Below are 16,967 nucleotides of genomic sequence, written 5' to 3'. Positions count from 1 at the left end.
CAGCAGAAATCGCGCTTGGAGGGGGTCGCTAAATCGTCCCTGCTTTTTTCCAGCTTAAGTATCGCGTGACCAACGCGGGCCCCAACGCCTCAGGTTGCGTATCCACTACCGGTACTCCGTGGGCGCTCAAGCGTTCATGGAGTGCTGCGCGCGAATTCAGATATTCGACGTTCCCGCAGTAAACCAGCGCCTCTGACAAGGTGTGCACCGGCAATACTCGCGTGGTATCCAGGACGTTTTCACGCAAGCTTGCGACCAACACCTGATGCTGCTGGCTCAAGCGCTTGACGGCAGTCAGCAGTTCTTCATCGTCTTCGTCGCGCAGGTTGGTCACCAGCAGCAACAGCGCCCGCCGTTTCTGCCGAGACAGTAGTTGGGTGGTAGCCGCTTGATAATCGGCGCTGCGTTGAGTGCTGTTCAGGTCGTAAACCGCGTTGAGCAACACGTTCAGCTGGCCAGCGCCTTTCACCGGGGCGAGGTAGCGCGGGTGATCGCTGGCAAAGGTGCAGAGGCCTACGGCATCCCCCTGGCGCAGCGCGACGTAGCTCAGCAACAGGCAGGCATTGAGCGCGTGATCGAAGTGCGCCAGATCGCCGTCCTGGCTGCGCATGCGTCGACCGCAATCGAGCATGAAGATGATCTGTTGGTCACGCTCGTCCTGGTACTCCCGGGCAATGGGCGTGCGTTGGCGGGCGGTGGCTTTCCAGTCGATCTGGCGCAGGCTGTCGCCTTCGCGAAATTCCCGTAGCTGATGAAACTCCAGGCCCAGGCCGCGTCGTTGGCGCTGGCGCACGCCGAGTTGGCTGAGCCAGTTATCCACCGCCAGCAATTGGCCGCCGTAGAGTCGGGCGAAGTCGGGGTAGACGCGGGTATTGTCGAACACGCTCAGCAGGCGTTTGCCGAGCCATAGACCCAATGGGCTGGGCAGGCTGATTTCGCAGTTCTCGAAGCTGAAGTGGCCGCGCTTGAGCGGGCGCAGGCGATAGTCGACGTAACTGAGTTGACCGGGTTGAAGTTCGACCGACAGGGGCAAGTTCTCGAAGCTCAACCCGTCGGGTACGTGGTCGTAGATCTGGATGTTCAGTGGCAGGGGAAAGTCGTGCTCGACTTGCAGTCGCACCGCAGTCCAGCGGCCGAGGGCCAGGCTGCCGGGCATTTGTCGTTGTACCCGGGGCGAAGGCAGGCGTTTGAGGCGGATGGCGTCGAGCATCGCCAGGGCCAGGAGTGCCAGTAGCAAGCCCCAGTTGATCGAGAACAGCGTTGATGGAACGGCGATGTTCAATGCGCGCAATGTGCCCAGAATGAGGCCGATAGCCAGCAGGATCGCGAGCCAGACCAGCAGCAGGCGCGAGGGTTTCACAATCGTGGTGCCGGAACTTGGTCGAGCAGTTGCCGCAGCACCTGGTCGACGTCCAGCCCTTCGATATCCAGCTCCGGTGCGATGCGCACGCGATGGCGCAGCACGGCCAGGGCGCAGCCTTTTATGTCGTCCGGGATAACAAACTCACCGCCGCGCAACAAGGCCCGCGCCCTGGCGCAGCGCACCAGCGCAATGGACGCACGAGGCCCGGCACCGAGGGTCAGGCCGGGCCAGCTGCGGGTGGTGCGAGCCAGGCGTACGGCGTAGTCGAGGACCTGGTCGTCCAGCGGCAAATCACTGGCGATGCGCTGCAACACTAGTACCTCCTTGGCTTGTAGCACCATGCGCAGCGGTTGCACATCGAGCATGTCGGCCCGGGTCGAGCGGCTGACCTGGCGCACCATGTCCAACTCCTGCTCGGCGTCGGGGTAGTCCATGCGCACCTTGAGCATGAAGCGATCGAGTTCGGCTTCGGGTAACGGGTAAGTGCCTTCCTGTTCGATGGGGTTTTGCGTGGCGAGCACCATGAACGGCTGCGCGATGGGCAGGGCGCGGCCTTCTAGGGTGACTTGGCGTTCCTGCATGGCTTCGAGCAGCGCGGCCTGGGTTTTTGCCGGGGCACGGTTGATCTCGTCGGCGAGCAGCAGGTTGGTGAACAACGGTCCCTTGCGCAGTTTGAATTGCTCGGTCTGCAAGTCGTACACCGCATGCCCGGTGACATCGCTGGGCATCAGGTCCGGCGTGAACTGGATGCGCGCGAACTCGCCGCCGAAACAGCGGGCCAGCGCCCTGACCAGCAACGTCTTGCCCAGACCCGGCACGCCTTCGAGCAATACATGGCCGCCGGCAAGCAGGGCGGTGAGCACGTCGTCGATGATCGTGTCCTGGCCGATCACGGCTTTTTGCAGTTCCTGGCGCACCGCCTGGGCCAACTGGCAGGCGCGCTGGCGTTGCCGGGTGGCATGGTCGATTGCGTCGGGCTCGATCGGTTGACTCATAACGCATTCCTCAAGGTTTGCAGGCGGGCGACCTGGCGGCTGAATTCAGCGCTGGAAAGCCGCTGCTTTGCCTGCGGGCCCATGGCTTGGCTGATCGCGTCTGCGGGCTGGCCGCTCAGGCGGGCGAGTACCCGCCATTGTTCGGCGACGTCGAGTTGTTCATAGCCAGGATGACGATGTCTCACGCGGCGCAGTATGTCTTGCTGCAAGGCCTGCAGCAGGCGGTCCTGGCCATTGTGCCGCAACATGAAATCGGCGCTGGCGCGCAGGTGTTCCTGCAGTTGGCGGCGGGCTTTAACCTGCGGCTCCAGCAGTGGGCCTTGGCGCATGCCGAAGTGCCAGCAAGTCAGGCCGATCAGGGCGACCAAGGCGACCAACGCCTGAGGGAAATAACGCAGCAGCAGTGTCAGCAAGCTGTCGTGCTCGGTGTTGAACAGCAGGGTCACATCGGTATTGGCGGTCAGGTACCAGAGCAGCCAGGCATTGTCGTATTGATCGATGGCCGGGGTTTTCCACAGGTCGGCGTCGGTCACCACGATGATCGAGCCAAGCCCGTGGTCCAGTTTCATCATATGGGTGGCTTTGCCACTGTTGGCCCGGGTCTGGGCGAGGTTTTTCGGGTCTTCGAGATGGAACGCGGTATCGAAGCCGGCGTAGGCCGGTGCTTCTTCATGTTCCAGATAGAGTTTGGTCAGTTGCGGGTAGGGATCGCCGGGCGGATCGGGCGGCGGGTCCTTGAGGTCTTTGCTCAGCGATTGCTGCAGTTGCACCCGATCCAGCAACAGGTCATTGCTTTGCCCGGTCTTTTCATCCCACAGCGATTGCGCGACGAACAGCAGGCGCCCGCCGGCTCGGGTCCAGTTCAGCACCTGATCGATCTGCCTGGGCGTCATGTTGTAGCGGTCGCCGAACAACAACAGGCTGTGATGGTCTGGTGCCAGGGTTGGCAGGACGTCGAGGCTGTTGGCATGGCTGACACTCAGGCCCTGCTTGCGCAGAAAAAGCTCGGCGGCCAGGTAGGGATTGGCCAGGGCTTCAGGCGAAGGGCCGTGATCGATTTCGGTCGTATAGGGCGTTGCCTTCAAGTACAGATAAGTCATCAGTGCAGCCAGCAGAACAGCGCCCACGGCGCTGACGATCGGCCAGGTGTGCCGGTTCATCGGACGATTCCCGGGCCAAATACGCTGCGCCAGGCCTCGCACAGTTCGCGCTGCACTTGTGCGGGCGGCAGGCGGTGCCCGTAGGCCATGTTTTGCCAGTGCGCGGTCAGGTCCTCGCTGAAGGCCAACAGTGCCGGTTGCTGCAGTTGCTTGATGCGTTCCAGTACCTGGCCTTCGGTGTCGGCGGCTTTGAGCGGTATGTCGAAGTCGTGCAACAGACGGCTGAGCAGGGCGCGATAGAGCAAGCCAAGCGCTGCACGCGGGTTGCTTTGCCAGAGGCTTTCGGCACTGGCAGCGATGTCGGGGGGCAGAGTTTCGGGGCTGAGGTCCAGGCCAAAGGCCTGCGGGGTAGGCGGGTGCGGGGCTTTTTCAGCGGGGCGCGGGCGACGGCTGACGAACGCTTGCAACCACTCACGGTAGTACCAGATCAGGACCCCAATGGCGGTAATCATGGCTGCCCACAGCGTGGTTTCGATCAGCGTGGCCAACGCGCCAAAGTGCTGGCTGTGAAACATCTGGAGCAGTGCCTTCAGCCATTGAGGTGTCTCGTCTTCGTCCGCGCGCTCGTCGACCGCCTGGTTTTCGCCGAATCGATAGCGGGTGACGGTTTCCCTGTTTTTGAACGGTGGTTGATCGAGGAGGGCCTTGATGCTGTCCCGGGACGCCTGGCTGGTCAGTGGTTGCTCCAGCAAGCGCGGGCTGTCGGGCGGCGCAGGGGCAGACCCGGCCGCCCAGACGGTTGGTGTAACTTGCAGCAGCAAGGTCACTGCCAGCAACAGGGCAAGGGTTGCTCCGCTCAAACGCTGGGACAGGCGGCGAAACACCAGCTCGATATCCCAGGCTTCGAGTGCGGTGCGTCGGTTTAGATACAGGCTGAAGCCAGCGGCCACGTAGACCGGTTCCCAAACCACCAGTACCAGGACGTAGAAGCCGTTGGACAGATGTTCCAGCCAATGCCAATCCTGTGTCGCGGCGCTGATCAGCGACTGCCAGCTCCAGTCGAGGGCGACCTGTTGCGGCAGCAGCAGATAAAACAGCACCATCAAACCGATCCATAACGCGCCTTCCAGATGCGCACCGATCACGGTCAGCCAGCGTGCCGCGCTGGCGTCACGCTGCAACAACACCTGTAATCGCTGTTGGCGCACATCACCGCTCAGGCCTTCGAGCTGCAACACGGGCAGCACGAAGCTGCGACTCAGGCTCAGGCGTCGCCAGGTCAGGCTGGCCAGCAGTTGCGGCTTGAGCAACCGGGGCCACTGGCAAAGCGCCTGCTTGAGGGTGGGTGTTTCGCCAAAAATGGCTTTGGAAAGGATGTACAACGGCAAGCGCTCGAAGACCGGTTTCAGCCACCAGAAGATGAACACGGCCAGGGTCGGCGAATCCCACAGCAACCAGGTGAGCAGGGCGAAAACCGGCAGGGTGACAATCGCCCAACTGCTCATCAGCAGGCGCCGGTGGCGCTGGCTCAACAGCACGCCGAGGTCCATGGCTTCCCAGGTCGGCCTTGGGCGAATGACCACGGTGGTGTCACTCAGGCGCATGATGTGTCCGTCCGGCCAACAGCAGGTAAGTCGCCACCAGCACCCAGAGCGCCGCACCGACCAGGTATTTGGTCAGGGGCGCCGGGGTCGTCATCGACGACCAGTAGGCTTCGATGAATGCCGCAATCAGCAGGAACAACATGACGCCGCAAATGAGCAGCACGCTCTTGCGAGCCGCCAGACGCAAGGCTTCGGCACGGGGCAGGCGTCCCGGTGCTATCAACGCCCAGCCCAGTTGCAGGCCCGCGGCACCTGCCAGGGCTATGGCGGTCAATTCAAAGGCACCGTGGCCGACCACGAATGACCAGAAGCTTTGCCCGTAGCCAATATGCGTCAGGTGCCCGGCCACCGCGCCGATCATCAAACCGTTGAAAACCAGGAAAAACGCGCTGCCCAGGCCAAACAGCAATCCACTGGCGTAAGTCTGAAAGGCGATCCCGATGTTGTGCATGATGTAGTAGCCAAACATCGCCCAGTCTTCACTGGCAGCGCGCTCCATCGAGCGCCCCAGGTGACCGGCGTCGGGGTCGTACATGCTTTGCATGTCGCTGACCTGATCGGCCGGAATCAGGTTGTAGACCAGGTCCGGGAACAGATACACCAGGCCTGCAATCACGAAAAGGCTACCGAAAAACATCAGGCTGGCGGCGAGCACGAAGCGCCATTGTTCGCGTACCAGCCGGGGGAAACCGGCCAGGATGAAACCCAGCGCATGGCCCGCGAGCTGACTGCGATGTCGATAAAGCTGCTGATGCCCGCGCAACACCTGTTGCTGCAACGAGTCGATCAGGAAACTGCTGTAACCGCGCTCGCGGGCCAGCGCCAGGTGTTGGCAGATGCGCCGATAATCGGCTGGGAAATTGCCGGTCCCTTTGGCTTTGCTGTCGTGCTCCAGCCTGTCCAGCATGAGGGAAAACTGCTCCCATTCGGCCATGTGCCGATGTTCGAAAAGGCTCTGTTTCATGGCGGGCCCAACAAGCCGTGGGCGATGCCGTTGAGTTCGGCCATGGCGCGGGGCGGCGGAACCTGCAAGGGGCGCGCGAGGATGGAGGCGAGCTCATTGACCCGAGCATCGGACAGTCCGGCCTGGCGTTCGGCAAACCCGAGGATGGCGCGTTGCTCGGTCAGTGTCAGGGCAAAGGCTGGGCGACGGGGTTGCGAGGGTGGAAGCTGTGGACGGGTGAGCGGCTGCTCGCGGTAGACCACCAGCGTGCCGGCGGCCAGGTCACCGAGGCGCTTGAAGTTAGGGTGTTGCAGGCAACTGATCGCGCCGAGAAAGTAGCCGAACGGCAACATGTCCACAAATCGCAGCAGGTTACGCAACAGTGACGAGGACCAGCCAACGGGCGTGCCATCGTCCTGAATGACCCGCAGGCCCATCCATTGCTTGCCTGGTGAACGCCCCTGGTTGAAGACTTCGAACAGCACCATGTACCACCAGCTCACACCGAAGAGCAGGATCGAACCCAGTCCCGCACCGAGTTTTCCGAGCATCGCCAGGGCAATGAACAGAAGGCCCAGGATCAACCCGCGCAACACCAGGTCGATGGAAAACGCCAATGCGCGCACGATCAATCCGGCCGGGCGCAGTGGCAAGTCTATGCCCTCGGGCGTTTCGACCTGATATCGCGTGTCCAGTGGTGGGGGCAGCGTTGCTTTCCGTGGCAGTGCTGTGGCGTCGAGCATGGGCAACCTGATGGCGTGGCCTGATCGGTTTGTCTCTTCACGGGATGCTAGCAGCCTCGCCGGGAAAAACGACATAAGTATGTATTGCACATTGCGTGGCCAAGGATGATTCAATGGCACGATCGCTGGCCGGAGCGGGACGGGAACGCCTAGACTTCGCCAATCTTCAGTTCAGGAATAGCCCGTGACCTCCATCTTCTGGTACGACTACGAAACGACGGGTATCAATCCCCGTTGCGACCGCCCGCTGCAAATGGCGGGGTTGCGTACAGACTTCGAGCTCAATGAAATCGACGAGCCGGTCAACCTCTTTTGCCGGCCCAGTGACGACATCCTGCCGCATCCCGCGGCCTGCGCAATTACTGGCATTACGCCCGCCAGACTGGCCGAGGACGGGTTGAGCGAAGCCGACTTCATGACCCGCGTCCATGCCCAACTGGCGGCTCCGGGTACCTGCGGTGCCGGGTACAACACGCTGCGCTTCGACGATGAGATGACCCGCTACAGTCTGTACCGCAATTTTTTCGACCCTTATGCGCGGGAGTGGCAGGGCGGTAACAGTCGGTGGGACCTGATCGATGTCGTGCGTGCGGCCTATGCCTTGCGCCCCGATGGCCTTGTCTGGCCGACAGACGATGAGGGGCGGGTGACGCTCAAGCTCGAACGCCTGACCGCCGCCAACGGCCTCGATCATGGCAACGCCCACGAAGCGCTGTCGGACGTTCGCGCCACGATCGCCCTGGCGCGCCTGATCCGGGAAAAACAGCCGAAGTTGTATGACTGGTTGTTTCAGCTTCGCAGTAAGCAAAAGGTTCTGGACCAGGTGCGCTTGCTGCAACCCATGGTGCATGTTTCGGGGCGCTTTTCTGCGGCGCGCAACTATGTCGGCGTGGTGTTGCCCCTGGCCTGGCACCCACGCAACAAGAACGCACTGATTGTTTGCGACCTGCACCTCGACCCGCAGGGTTTGTTCGATCTCGATGCCGAATCCTTGCGCCAGCGCTTGTATACCCGCCGCGAAGACTTGGCAGAAGGTGAGTTGCCAGTACCGCTCAAGCTTATCCACATCAATAAATGCCCCGTAGTGGCGCCGTTATCGGTTCTTCGTCCTGAAGATCAGCTGCGCCTGGGAATGGATGTTGCGCTCTATCAGCAACGTGCACTGCGGCTAAGTGACGCGCAGCAAGATTGGCAAGCTAAAGTTCTGGCGATTTATGCCCGGGAAGATTTCTCCTCAAGTGAGGATCCTGAACAACAGTTATACGATGGATTTATCGGCGACCGTGACCGGCGTCTATGCGAGCAAGTCAGAACAGTCGACCCGCTGCAATTGGCGCAAGAGCAATGGCCTTTCGATGACGAACGTTTGCCAGAGCTATTGTTTCGATATCGAGCACGTAACTTTCCCGATACCTTGAGTCTCGACGAGCAAGAACGCTGGCGAATATTCTGTCAGAAACGTCTGTCAGTGCCTGAGTGGGGCGCGCCCAATACCCTGGATAGTTTCGCAGAGGCCGCAGCCCAGTTGGCCCTTACAGCGACATCGTCGCAGCAGGCGGTACTCAATGATTGGCAGGAATATGTTCAGGATTTACGCAAACGTTTGAATCTTTGAAATCGAAAATGTCCCGGGACTAAACTCCGGGCATAAAAAAACGCCAGCGTGTGCTGGCGTTTTTTGTGTCGCAATCGATCCGCGACAGGCGCGCAAGCTTAGCCCAGCAGGGTAGCCCAGCCTTCAACCACGTCACCGCCCCACTTGGCTTTCCACTCTTTCAGAGTTTTGTGGTTGCCACCTTTGGTTTCGATGACTTCGCCGTTGTGCGGGTTTTTGTATTGTTTAACTTTGCGAGCACGCTTGGTGCCAGTAGTTTTTACTGCGCCGCCACGTGGTGCTTTGGTTTTGGCTTCTGGATCCAGCAGCGCGATGATGTCGCGCAGGGATTTGGAGTATTCGCCCATCAGGGTGCGCAGTTTGCCTTCGAATTCCAGCTCGGTCTGCAGTTTGTCGTCTTGGGACAGATTCTTCAAACGGGCTTGCAGCTCTTTGATAGCTTCTTCGGTGGCGCGATATTCGTTGATCAAGGACATGATTACTACCTTATGTAGGGCGCTGGATGGCAGGTGACAGTGCGGCAATAATAGTCAGGCTGTTTCATCAAGTAAACATTAAACCTGAGTTTATTTAATTAAATTCCAGTGAATTCAGCATGCATTGGAAACGTAGTTAAATAATGTGCAGCCCGGAGCTACAGATATTTACAAACCAATGCTGGTCGATGCCCAAGTACAGCGTGCCGGGCGTCTCTCTGGTGCTGCGCGGACCTTTGGCGCGGGCCATCGGGGAAGGCAGCGCTTCATCAATACTGCAGTTTTGCTGCGCAATCGCTAGAATGGCCGCCTTTGCGAAGTTCTGGAGTTTCCCCCTCATGCGCACTTTTCGGCTGGTGATTTCTTGCCCGGACCGCGTCGGCATCGTTGCCAAAGTCAGTAACTTTCTGGCGTCACATAACGGCTGGATCACTGAAGCGAGCCACCACTCGGACAATCTGAGTGGCTGGTTCTTCATGCGTCACGAAATTCGTGCCGACTCGCTGCCTTTCGGGATCGACGCCTTGCGCGAAGCCTTTGCGCCGATTGCCGAAGAGTTCTCGATGGACTGGCGCATCACCGATACCGAGCAGAAAAAGCGCGTGGTGCTGATGGCCAGCCGCGAGTCTCACTGCCTCGCCGACTTGCTGCATCGCTGGCACAGCGATGAGCTCGATTGTGAAATCGCCTGCGTGATTTCCAACCACGACGACCTGCGCAGCATGGTCGAATGGCACGGCATTCCCTACTACCACGTACCGGTCAATCCCCAGGACAAGGAACCGGCATTTGCCGAGGTCTCGCGCCTGGTCAAGCAGCATGATGCCGAAGTGGTGGTATTGGCCCGCTACATGCAAATCCTGCCGCCTGAGTTGTGTCGTGAATATGCGCACAAGGTCATCAACATCCACCACAGCTTCCTGCCGTCGTTCGTCGGCGCCAAGCCGTACCACCAGGCTTCCCTGCGCGGGGTAAAGCTGATCGGCGCTACTTGCCACTATGTGACCGAAGAGCTGGACGCCGGCCCGATCATCGAGCAGGACGTGGTGCGCGTCAGCCACAGCGACAGCATCGAAGACATGGTGCGCTTCGGTCGTGATGTCGAAAAAATGGTACTGGCCCGTGGTCTGCGCTACCACCTGGAAGACCGGGTCCTGGTACACGGCAACAAAACCGTGGTGTTCTGATCGCTGTACGACAGGGTTGAAATTCGAAGGGCCTGGGCGTTCAATCGCTGCAGGCCCTTCGCCGTTTCTGTACCGAGGATTTGAACATGGCCGATCCACTGGACAAAGCCACTTCCAAGGCGCCCGCCACCCTGGGTGAGGGTTGCTTGAGCCGTTACGATCCTGATGAGCTGAGCCCTGAAGATGGCACGGAGTTTCCGGGGGCTGCCGAGTTGTGGGAAGAGTTGCAGCACGAAACAGCGCCTACGGATACACGTTCTTCATGAGCTTCTTGAGCAATGGCCGGCCCAGCATCAGCAAAAACACCGGCCCTCCCACCAGCAAATAGAAGTAATAGGTCACCGCCCGCCAGATCAGTATGGCGGCCGCCGCCGTGGATTTACCCACCATGGGGGCCAGCAGTGCCGCTGAAGTCAATTCAGCCGCCCCGGCGCCGCCTGGCAAAAGGCTGAACTGCCCCGCACTCAATGAAACCATCTGGATCAGAAAGCTCCAGGCCCACTGCAAGTCGGCGCCGAGCCCACGCAGCGCCAGGTACAACACGCTGTAACGCAAGATCCAATGCACGCACGTCAAGCCAAACACTGTGATCAGTGTCTGCGGGGGTAACTTCAGGGTGTCGGTGAAGGCCGCCAGAAAGTGCAGGAGTTTGCGTGCCCAGCGCATGCGGGTCGATGATTCGACGTTGAGGCGTGCCAGCAGTCGGCCTCCCAGGCGAATCACCAGGCGGTGATAACGCGCCATCACCACGCAACTGACCAGCCCACCGAACATCGAGAGGGCGCTGACGATCAGCAACCACGCCATGTGCTGGCTGAGATGCTGGAACAGCGCGTAAATCAGAATTCCGGTCAATGCGCAGAGGAAAAACAGCAGATCGCTCAGTTGGTCCATGGCAAACACGGCACTGCCCCGGGCCGGTCGTACGCCGTTGCGCGCCAGCAAGGCCATGATGGTCAGTGGCCCGCCGCTGCCACCCGGCGTGGCGCAATAGGCAAATTCGGCGGCCATCACCACGCCCAGGCTCTTGACCGGGCTGACCTTGTTGCGCTGATCTCCCAGCAGCAGGCGTAATCGCAGGGTGTTGACCACCCAGCACAGCAAGATCATGCCGAACATGACCAGCAAGCTGCTCAGTGGAAAGTCCTTGAGCCGCGACCAGGTTTCGCTGCCACCCAGGAGCCAGGGAATCAGCACCGCGGCGAGCAGGCCGACGCATAGCAGGATCGAGCGACTCATGCCGCACGCCCCATGCGCTCGCTGTGCAAGGCCAGCCAACGGGACTTGGTCATGGGCGCGCGGCCCTCATCGAGCAGGCGCTTGAGGGTTTGCAGCCAGTATGTACGCGAGAACTCATGACGCATGTCCACCGGGTGCAGGCCCAATCGAATCACCGGCGCCGTTCGCCAGCGCTGTTCGAGTTGCTGGCTGACCAGCTTCGATAAACCGCGCCGCCAGGCACTGCGCGCACTCCAGACCAGGCCGGGAGCATCGATCGCCGTGAACTCGGGCAAGCGAAAAAGATGGCGGGCGTCGCTGGTGTAATTCAGCGGCAATTGGCGCAAGGCCTGGCGTGTGCCTTCGCTCATCAACCAGGCCGGCGCGACGAAACCCTGCAACGGCCAATCGTAGTGCTGGAACATCTCAATGCCGGCGTGCAGGCGGGTGAGGGCGGCCTCGCGAGACAAACTGTAGAACTCGCCTTCATGGGTGTAGATCCTGCGCATGAACCAGTCGCGGGGAGTGCTCGCCTTCGGCGCGTCATCGCAATGAAAATAACCGTGCAGCACCAGTTCATCGCCACGCTCGAGCCGTGCACTGAGCTGATGACGAAATTGCGGGTGGGCTCGCAGGTTGTAGTGTTTGTGGAAGTCCGGCACCACCAGCCAGGTGATCGGCACGCTGCCAAGCGCATCGACGGCCTCGACAAAGGGCTGGTAATCGGCCCAGGTGAGTGGCGCGACATCGTGAAGTACCAGCAGCAGGCCGGGCGTATCCGTGGGTTCAAGCATTGGCGGCTCGCGGCCATTGGCTGCCGAGGACGGCGTGATAATGGCCGAGCAGACTGTTGACCACCGCGTCCCAGGCGTAATAGCGCTCGACATGACGTCGGGCTTGCTGGCCGAGGGCTGCGCTGCCCCGGCTGAACAGTTCGCGCACGGCGTTGGCCATGGCCAACGAATCGTTGGGTGTACACAACAGGCCACATTGGTCGGTGATGATTTCCTCAAAGGCGCCAGCGGCCACCGCCACCACCGGGATGCCGCAAGCCATGGCTTCAAGAGTCACCAGGCCAAAGGTTTCCTGGTCGCCGGCATGCAGCAAGGCGTCGGCACTGGCCATCAGGCGGGCGACTTGGGGGGCAGGGCAGAACCCGTCGATGACCGTGACATTACCCGGTACAGTGGTCGGCATCGACGAACCGACCAGCAGCAAGTGATAACGTCGGCCCAGGCGCTTCATGCATTCGAGCAGCACCGGCAGGTTCTTCTCCTTGGAACCGCGCCCGGCGAAGATCAATAGATGCGTGTTTTCGTCGAGGCCCAATTCGGCCCGAAGGCGGGTATCCCGTGCATCGGGATGAAACATCTGGAGATCAACCCCCAGGGGCTGCACGAAAACGTTCTTCACCCCAAGGCCAATGAGTTTGTCGGCCATGACCCGGCTCGGCGCCAGTACCCGGTCGAAGTTGCCGTAGAGCTTGCTGACATAGGCCTCGACGTTTGGCGTGACCCAGTTGCCCATTCGATTGCTAGCCAGCAGTGGCAGGTCGGAGTGATAAAAGCCGATGACCGGCACATCCAGTTGGCGACGGGCGTCCAGGGCCGCCCAGGCGGTGAGGTAGGGGTCGCCGACTTCGATCAGCTCCGGTTGCAGATCCTGCAGGACATTGCGCCAGGGTGCCAGGCGCAGAGGGAAGCGATAACCTTTGCCGAAGGGCAGGGCGGGAGCCGGAACCGTGTAGATGCCATCCTGTTCGCTGAGAACGGCCCCAGGTATCAGCAGACTGTGGCGGATACCGGGCCTGGTGCACAGGCGATGATGCTTGGCATCCAGATAAGTGCGCACGCCACCGCTGGCAGGGGCGTAGAACATGGTTATGTCAGCGATATGCACGATGAACATCCCTCCGGTCCGTTGTTCTCCTTGATTGACCTATATGAAGAATAGATGTTCGGTTGGGGTTTGGAGGGAGGTGCCTGGGTGATCGTCTTCGCGGGCGTTTCAGATCGCTGCCCGCGAAGTGTCCAAATCAAACGCTAGATGCGGAAGCTGCCCACCAGTTGCTTCAGTCGTGCTGCCTGCTGCTCAAGGTCCGTACAGGCGCGCAACGTCGATTGCAGGTTTTCCACACCCTCCTGGTTCAGGGTATTGATTTCGGTGATATCGACGTTGATCGACTCGACCACCGCCGTCTGTTCCTCGGTGGCGGTTGCCACCGACTGGTTCATGCCATCGATTTCGCCGATGCGTTGCGTCACGCTGCTCAGGCGCTCGCCGGCCAGGTTGGCGATTTCCACGCTGTCCTGGCTGTGGCGCTGGCTGTCGCTCATGGTACTGACCGACTCGCGGGCGCCAACCTGCAATTCTTCGATCATGGTCTGAACCTGCTGCGCCGATTCCTGGGTGCGATGCGCCAGGTTGCGCACTTCATCGGCCACCACGGCAAATCCACGCCCGGCTTCACCGGCCCGCGCCGCTTCAATGGCGGCGTTGAGCGCCAGCAGGTTGGTTTGCTGGGAAATGCTGGTAATCACCTCAAGAATCTGCCCGATGTTCACGGTTTTGCTGTTGAGCGATTCGATGTTGCTGCTCGAAGCGCTGAGCATGTTCGACAGTTGATTCATGGCGGCAATGCTGCGATCCACCACTTGCTGGCCATCCTCGGCCAGGTTGCGGGCATCGCTGGCCTGGCTCGACGCTTGCGCGGCATTGCGGGCGATCTCCTGGGCGGCGGCACCGAGCTGGTTGATCGCCGCTGCCACGCTGTTGGTGCGCGACGCTTGCTGGTCGGAGTTGTACATCGACGAGTTCGAGGCGGCGACCACGCGCAACGCCACTTCGTTGACCTGGCCGGTGGCCGAGGACACTTCGCGGATCGAACCGTGGATGCGCTCAACAAAACGGTTGAACGCGGTGCCGAGGTTGCCGAACTCGTCGTTATTCTGGATCACCAGGCGCTTGGTCAGGTCGCCTTCACCGTCGGCGATGTCGGCCATGGCCCGGGTCATGACGTGCAGCGGCTGAATCAGCAGGCGGATCAACATGCCCAGCAGGGCGATGATGATGGCGACGGCGATCACCGTGGCAAACAACGCCGAGGCGCGGAACTCGCTGAGCATCGAGAAGGCTTTGTCCTTGTCCACCGAGAGGCCGATGTACCAATTGACCGACGGCAGGCCTTTGATCGGGGTAAAGGTGACGATGCGGGTCTTGCCATCGACCACGATTTCACTGAGGTCGTGGCTGATGCGCGGGGTATTTTGCGGGTACGCCTCGCCCAGGGACTTCATGACCAGGGCTTTGTCCGGGTGGACCAGGATCTTCCCGTCGGCGCTGACCAGGAAGGCATAGCCCATGCCGTTGAAATCCCGGGCGCTGAGGGTGTCGATCAAGGTTTGCAGGCTGAGGTCGCCGCCCACCACGCCAACGGCTTGCCCGGCTTTTGTCGAGGCCATGGCCAGGGAAATAATGGTTTGCCCGGTCGCTGCATCGACATAGGGTTCGGTCAGGGTTGGCGTGCTGCTGTTTTGCGCTCCCTTGTACCAAGGGCGAACCCGTGGGTCGAAACCGTCCGGCATCTTCGCATCCGGACGAATGGTGAAGTGCCCGGTGGCGTCACCCAGGTAGGACGCCATGAACGTCGACGTCAGGGCTTTCTGTTCCAGCAGGGCGGCGACGTTGGCCTGTTCCGGGTTGATGGCAATGTTTTGCGAAAGGTTCTCAATCAGCAGGATACGGCCGCTCAGCCAGGTCTGGATGTTGTTGGCGGTGACGTCGCCCATCTCGTTCAGATAGTTGTCCAAGTCTTCGCGGATGGCATTGCGCTGTAAATAGTCGTTATACAGGGTGAATGAGGCGAAAGTGGCAATGACGATGAGGGCGGCGGCAAGCAGGATTTTATGGCTGAAACGCAGATTTTTGTTCATGGCTTGGGGTTCCGCTAAGGTCTTAATGCCCAGCGCGTGCTTTTATAAAGGAACGCACGATGGGCAATGTTGAAAGCAAGAGATATTTCCGACGCTCCTTAAGGGAAATGTCCGACAAATTTGTGTCTGTCTGCTTTGTCGATATTTCTATCGGCCGTGTAGGACCAAAGATTAACCATGGGTGACCAAATGCCTGATTCATTGCAACTTGTTATCGGCGCCGATCTCGCGGGGCAGCCGATCGCCCAGGCCATGCGCCTGGCGAACCGCCACGGATTGATCGCGGGCGCTACCGGGACCGGCAAGACCGTCACGTTGCAGCGCATGGCCGAAGCCTTCAGCGATGCCGGGGTGGCGGTGTTTGCCGCCGACATCAAGGGTGACCTGTGCGGCCTGGGCGCTGCCGGCAACCCCCAGGGCAAGGTCGCCGAGCGGATTGCCGGCATGCCATGGCTGAACCACAAGCCTGCGGCGTATCCGGTGACCTTGTGGGACATTCACGGTCAGTCCGGTCATCCGTTGCGCACGACGTTGAGCGAAATGGGGCCGCTACTCCTGGGCAGCCTGCTGGAATTGACCGATAGCCAGCAGTCAGCGCTGTATGCCGCGTTCAAGGTAGCCGACCGCGAAGGCCTGTTGCTGCTGGATCTGAAGGATCTCAAGGCACTGCTCAATCACCTCAAGGACAACCCCGAACTGCTGGGTGATGACGCGGCGCTGATGACCACCGGCTCCAGCCAGGCCCTGCTACGGCGCCTGGCAACCCTGGAGCAGCAGGGCGCGGAAGCGCTGTTTGGCGAACCGGCGCTGCAACTGGAGGACATTCTGCAACCGACCGCCGATGGCCGCGGACGCATTCACCTGCTCGACGCCAGTCGTCTGGTGCATGAAGCGCCGAAGGTCTACGCGACCTTCCTGTTGTGGCTGCTGGCCGAGCTGTTCGAGCAGCTGCCGGAACGCGGCGATGCGGAAAAACCGCTGCTGGCGCTGTTTTTCGACGAGGCGCATCTGTTGTTCGCCGGCACCCCCAAGGCGCTGCAGGATCGACTGGAGCAAGTGGTGCGGCTGATTCGCTCCAAAGGCGTGGGGGTGTATTTCGTCACCCAGTCGCCGGGCGACTTGCCCGACGACGTGCTGGCACAGCTGGGCCTGCGCATCCAGCACGGCTTGCGCGCGTTCACCGCCAAAGAGCAGAAATCCCTGCGGGCGGTGGCCGATGGCTTTCGCCCGAACCCGGCGTTCGACGCCCTGTCGGTGCTGACCGAGCTGGGCATTGGCGAGGCGCTGGTGGGTACCTTGCAGGACAAGGGCACACCGGCAATGGTCCAGCGCGTGCTGGTGGCTCCACCGCAATCACGCATCGGGCCGCTGAGCGAAACGGAGCGCACGCTGCTGATAGCCGGTTCGCCGTGCAAGGGGCGGTATGACAAACCGATCGATCGCGAATCGGCCTATGAAGTGCTGATGGGGCGCAAGGGGCTGGCCCCTGAACCTGAGGCGGCGCCGGCGAAACCGGCGGCGCAGGAGCCGAGCTTCACCGAGCAGGCCGGAGAGTTTCTCGGCACGGCGGCGGGGCAGGCACTGAAGTCGGCGATGCGACAGGCGGCGAATCAGCTGGGGCGGCAATTGGTGCGCGGGTTGATGGGGTCATTGCTGGGTGGCAGCAAACGCCGCTAAAAAATCGAATGGATGCAATCTCTGTAGGAGCGAGCGGGCGGCGATCCGACTTGCCCGCGAAGAGGCCCTCAAGGACGCCAAAAGCTTCGCGGGCAAGCCTCGCTCCTACTAAGG

General features: G+C 60.9%; 15 protein-coding genes and 1 pseudogene. 4 read left to right on the top strand and 12 right to left on the bottom strand.

Features of this window, described 5'->3' with window-relative positions; genetic code table 11:
- Positions 1–28: 28 nt before the first annotated feature.
- The 6 genes from OH720_RS25840 to OH720_RS25815 are packed head-to-tail and all read right to left on the bottom strand — an operon-like array spanning position 29 to position 6,748.
- Complete coding sequence (locus OH720_RS25840) at positions 29–1,360, bottom strand: DUF58 domain-containing protein (protein ID WP_272603388.1); 1,332 nt, start codon at positions 1,358–1,360, stop codon at positions 29–31.
- Positions 1,357–2,358 (bottom strand): AAA family ATPase, encoded by a 1,002-nt coding sequence (locus tag OH720_RS25835; protein WP_272603387.1) that lies wholly within the window; start codon positions 2,356–2,358, stop codon positions 1,357–1,359. Before OH720_RS25835 ends, OH720_RS25840 begins: the two co-directional genes overlap by 4 nt.
- A complete protein-coding gene (locus OH720_RS25830) occupies positions 2,355–3,518 on the bottom strand; it encodes a DUF4350 domain-containing protein (protein WP_272603386.1) in 1,164 nt (387 codons plus the stop codon). The genes OH720_RS25835 and OH720_RS25830 overlap by 4 nt, the downstream gene beginning before the upstream one ends.
- The gene (locus OH720_RS25825) at positions 3,515–5,062 is read right to left on the bottom strand and encodes a DUF4129 domain-containing protein (RefSeq protein WP_272603385.1); all 1,548 of its coding nucleotides are present in this window, start codon (positions 5,060–5,062) and stop codon (positions 3,515–3,517) included. The genes OH720_RS25830 and OH720_RS25825 overlap by 4 nt, the downstream gene beginning before the upstream one ends.
- On the bottom strand, positions 5,049–6,026 hold the full coding sequence (locus OH720_RS25820; RefSeq protein WP_272603384.1) for a stage II sporulation protein M: 978 nt from the start codon (positions 6,024–6,026) through the stop codon (positions 5,049–5,051). Before OH720_RS25820 ends, OH720_RS25825 begins: the two co-directional genes overlap by 14 nt.
- Entirely contained in the window at positions 6,023–6,748 is a 726-nt protein-coding gene (locus OH720_RS25815; RefSeq protein ID WP_272603383.1) for an RDD family protein, read from the bottom strand. The genes OH720_RS25820 and OH720_RS25815 overlap by 4 nt, the downstream gene beginning before the upstream one ends.
- 184 nt (positions 6,749–6,932) lie before the next feature.
- On the opposite strand from OH720_RS25815, the gene sbcB reads away from it, so the two are divergent.
- On the top strand, positions 6,933–8,363 hold the full coding sequence (sbcB, locus tag OH720_RS25810; RefSeq protein ID WP_272603382.1) for an exodeoxyribonuclease I: 1,431 nt from the start codon (positions 6,933–6,935) through the stop codon (positions 8,361–8,363).
- A 98-nt stretch (positions 8,364–8,461) separates the two neighbouring features.
- Here the strand turns inward: sbcB and mvaT are convergent, their stop codons facing one another.
- Complete coding sequence (gene mvaT / locus OH720_RS25805) at positions 8,462–8,839, bottom strand: histone-like nucleoid-structuring protein MvaT (RefSeq protein ID WP_008058684.1); 378 nt, start codon at positions 8,837–8,839, stop codon at positions 8,462–8,464.
- A 338-nt stretch (positions 8,840–9,177) separates the two neighbouring features.
- Between mvaT and purU the strand changes: the two genes are divergently transcribed.
- Together purU and OH720_RS25795 are read left to right on the top strand one after the other, a co-directional pair.
- Complete coding sequence (gene purU, locus OH720_RS25800; protein WP_008058682.1) at positions 9,178–10,026, top strand: formyltetrahydrofolate deformylase; 849 nt, start codon at positions 9,178–9,180, stop codon at positions 10,024–10,026.
- 86 nt (positions 10,027–10,112) lie between these two features.
- Positions 10,113–10,292, top strand: a complete 180-nt coding sequence (locus tag OH720_RS25795) for a hypothetical protein (RefSeq protein ID WP_272603381.1) — start codon at positions 10,113–10,115, stop codon at positions 10,290–10,292.
- Here OH720_RS25795 and OH720_RS25790 read toward each other — a convergent pair.
- The 5 genes and pseudogenes from OH720_RS25790 to OH720_RS31930 form a co-directional block, all read right to left on the bottom strand.
- Positions 10,270–11,265 carry a lysylphosphatidylglycerol synthase transmembrane domain-containing protein gene (locus OH720_RS25790; RefSeq protein WP_272603380.1) on the bottom strand — a complete coding sequence of 332 codons (996 nt, stop codon included), beginning with the start codon at positions 11,263–11,265 and terminating at the stop codon, positions 10,270–10,272. The two genes, OH720_RS25795 and OH720_RS25790, sit on opposite strands and share 23 nt — an antisense overlap.
- A complete protein-coding gene (locus tag OH720_RS25785; RefSeq protein WP_272603379.1) occupies positions 11,262–12,038 on the bottom strand; it encodes a polysaccharide deacetylase family protein in 777 nt (258 codons plus the stop codon). Before OH720_RS25785 ends, OH720_RS25790 begins: the two co-directional genes overlap by 4 nt.
- Positions 12,031–13,152 (bottom strand): glycosyltransferase family 4 protein, encoded by a 1,122-nt coding sequence (locus OH720_RS25780; RefSeq protein ID WP_272603378.1) that lies wholly within the window; start codon positions 13,150–13,152, stop codon positions 12,031–12,033. The genes OH720_RS25785 and OH720_RS25780 overlap by 8 nt, the downstream gene beginning before the upstream one ends.
- Positions 13,153–13,286: 134 nt before the next feature.
- Positions 13,287–14,051, bottom strand: coding sequence for a methyl-accepting chemotaxis protein (locus OH720_RS31935; RefSeq protein ID WP_401313163.1), 765 nt, complete (start codon positions 14,049–14,051; stop codon positions 13,287–13,289).
- A 141-nt stretch (positions 14,052–14,192) separates the two neighbouring features.
- A pseudogene (locus OH720_RS31930) lies at positions 14,193–15,032 on the bottom strand (cache domain-containing protein); the annotation flags it as partial.
- A gap of 333 nt (positions 15,033–15,365) precedes the next feature.
- On the opposite strand from OH720_RS31930, the gene OH720_RS25770 reads away from it, so the two are divergent.
- Entirely contained in the window at positions 15,366–16,853 is a 1,488-nt protein-coding gene (locus OH720_RS25770) for a helicase HerA-like domain-containing protein (protein WP_272603376.1), read from the top strand.
- Positions 16,854–16,967: the final 114 nt, after the last annotated feature.

The organism is Pseudomonas sp. WJP1, from assembly GCF_028471945.1.
GTDB lineage: Bacteria > Pseudomonadota > Gammaproteobacteria > Pseudomonadales > Pseudomonadaceae > Aquipseudomonas.
This window is presented reverse-complemented; position numbering and strand designations above follow the sequence as displayed.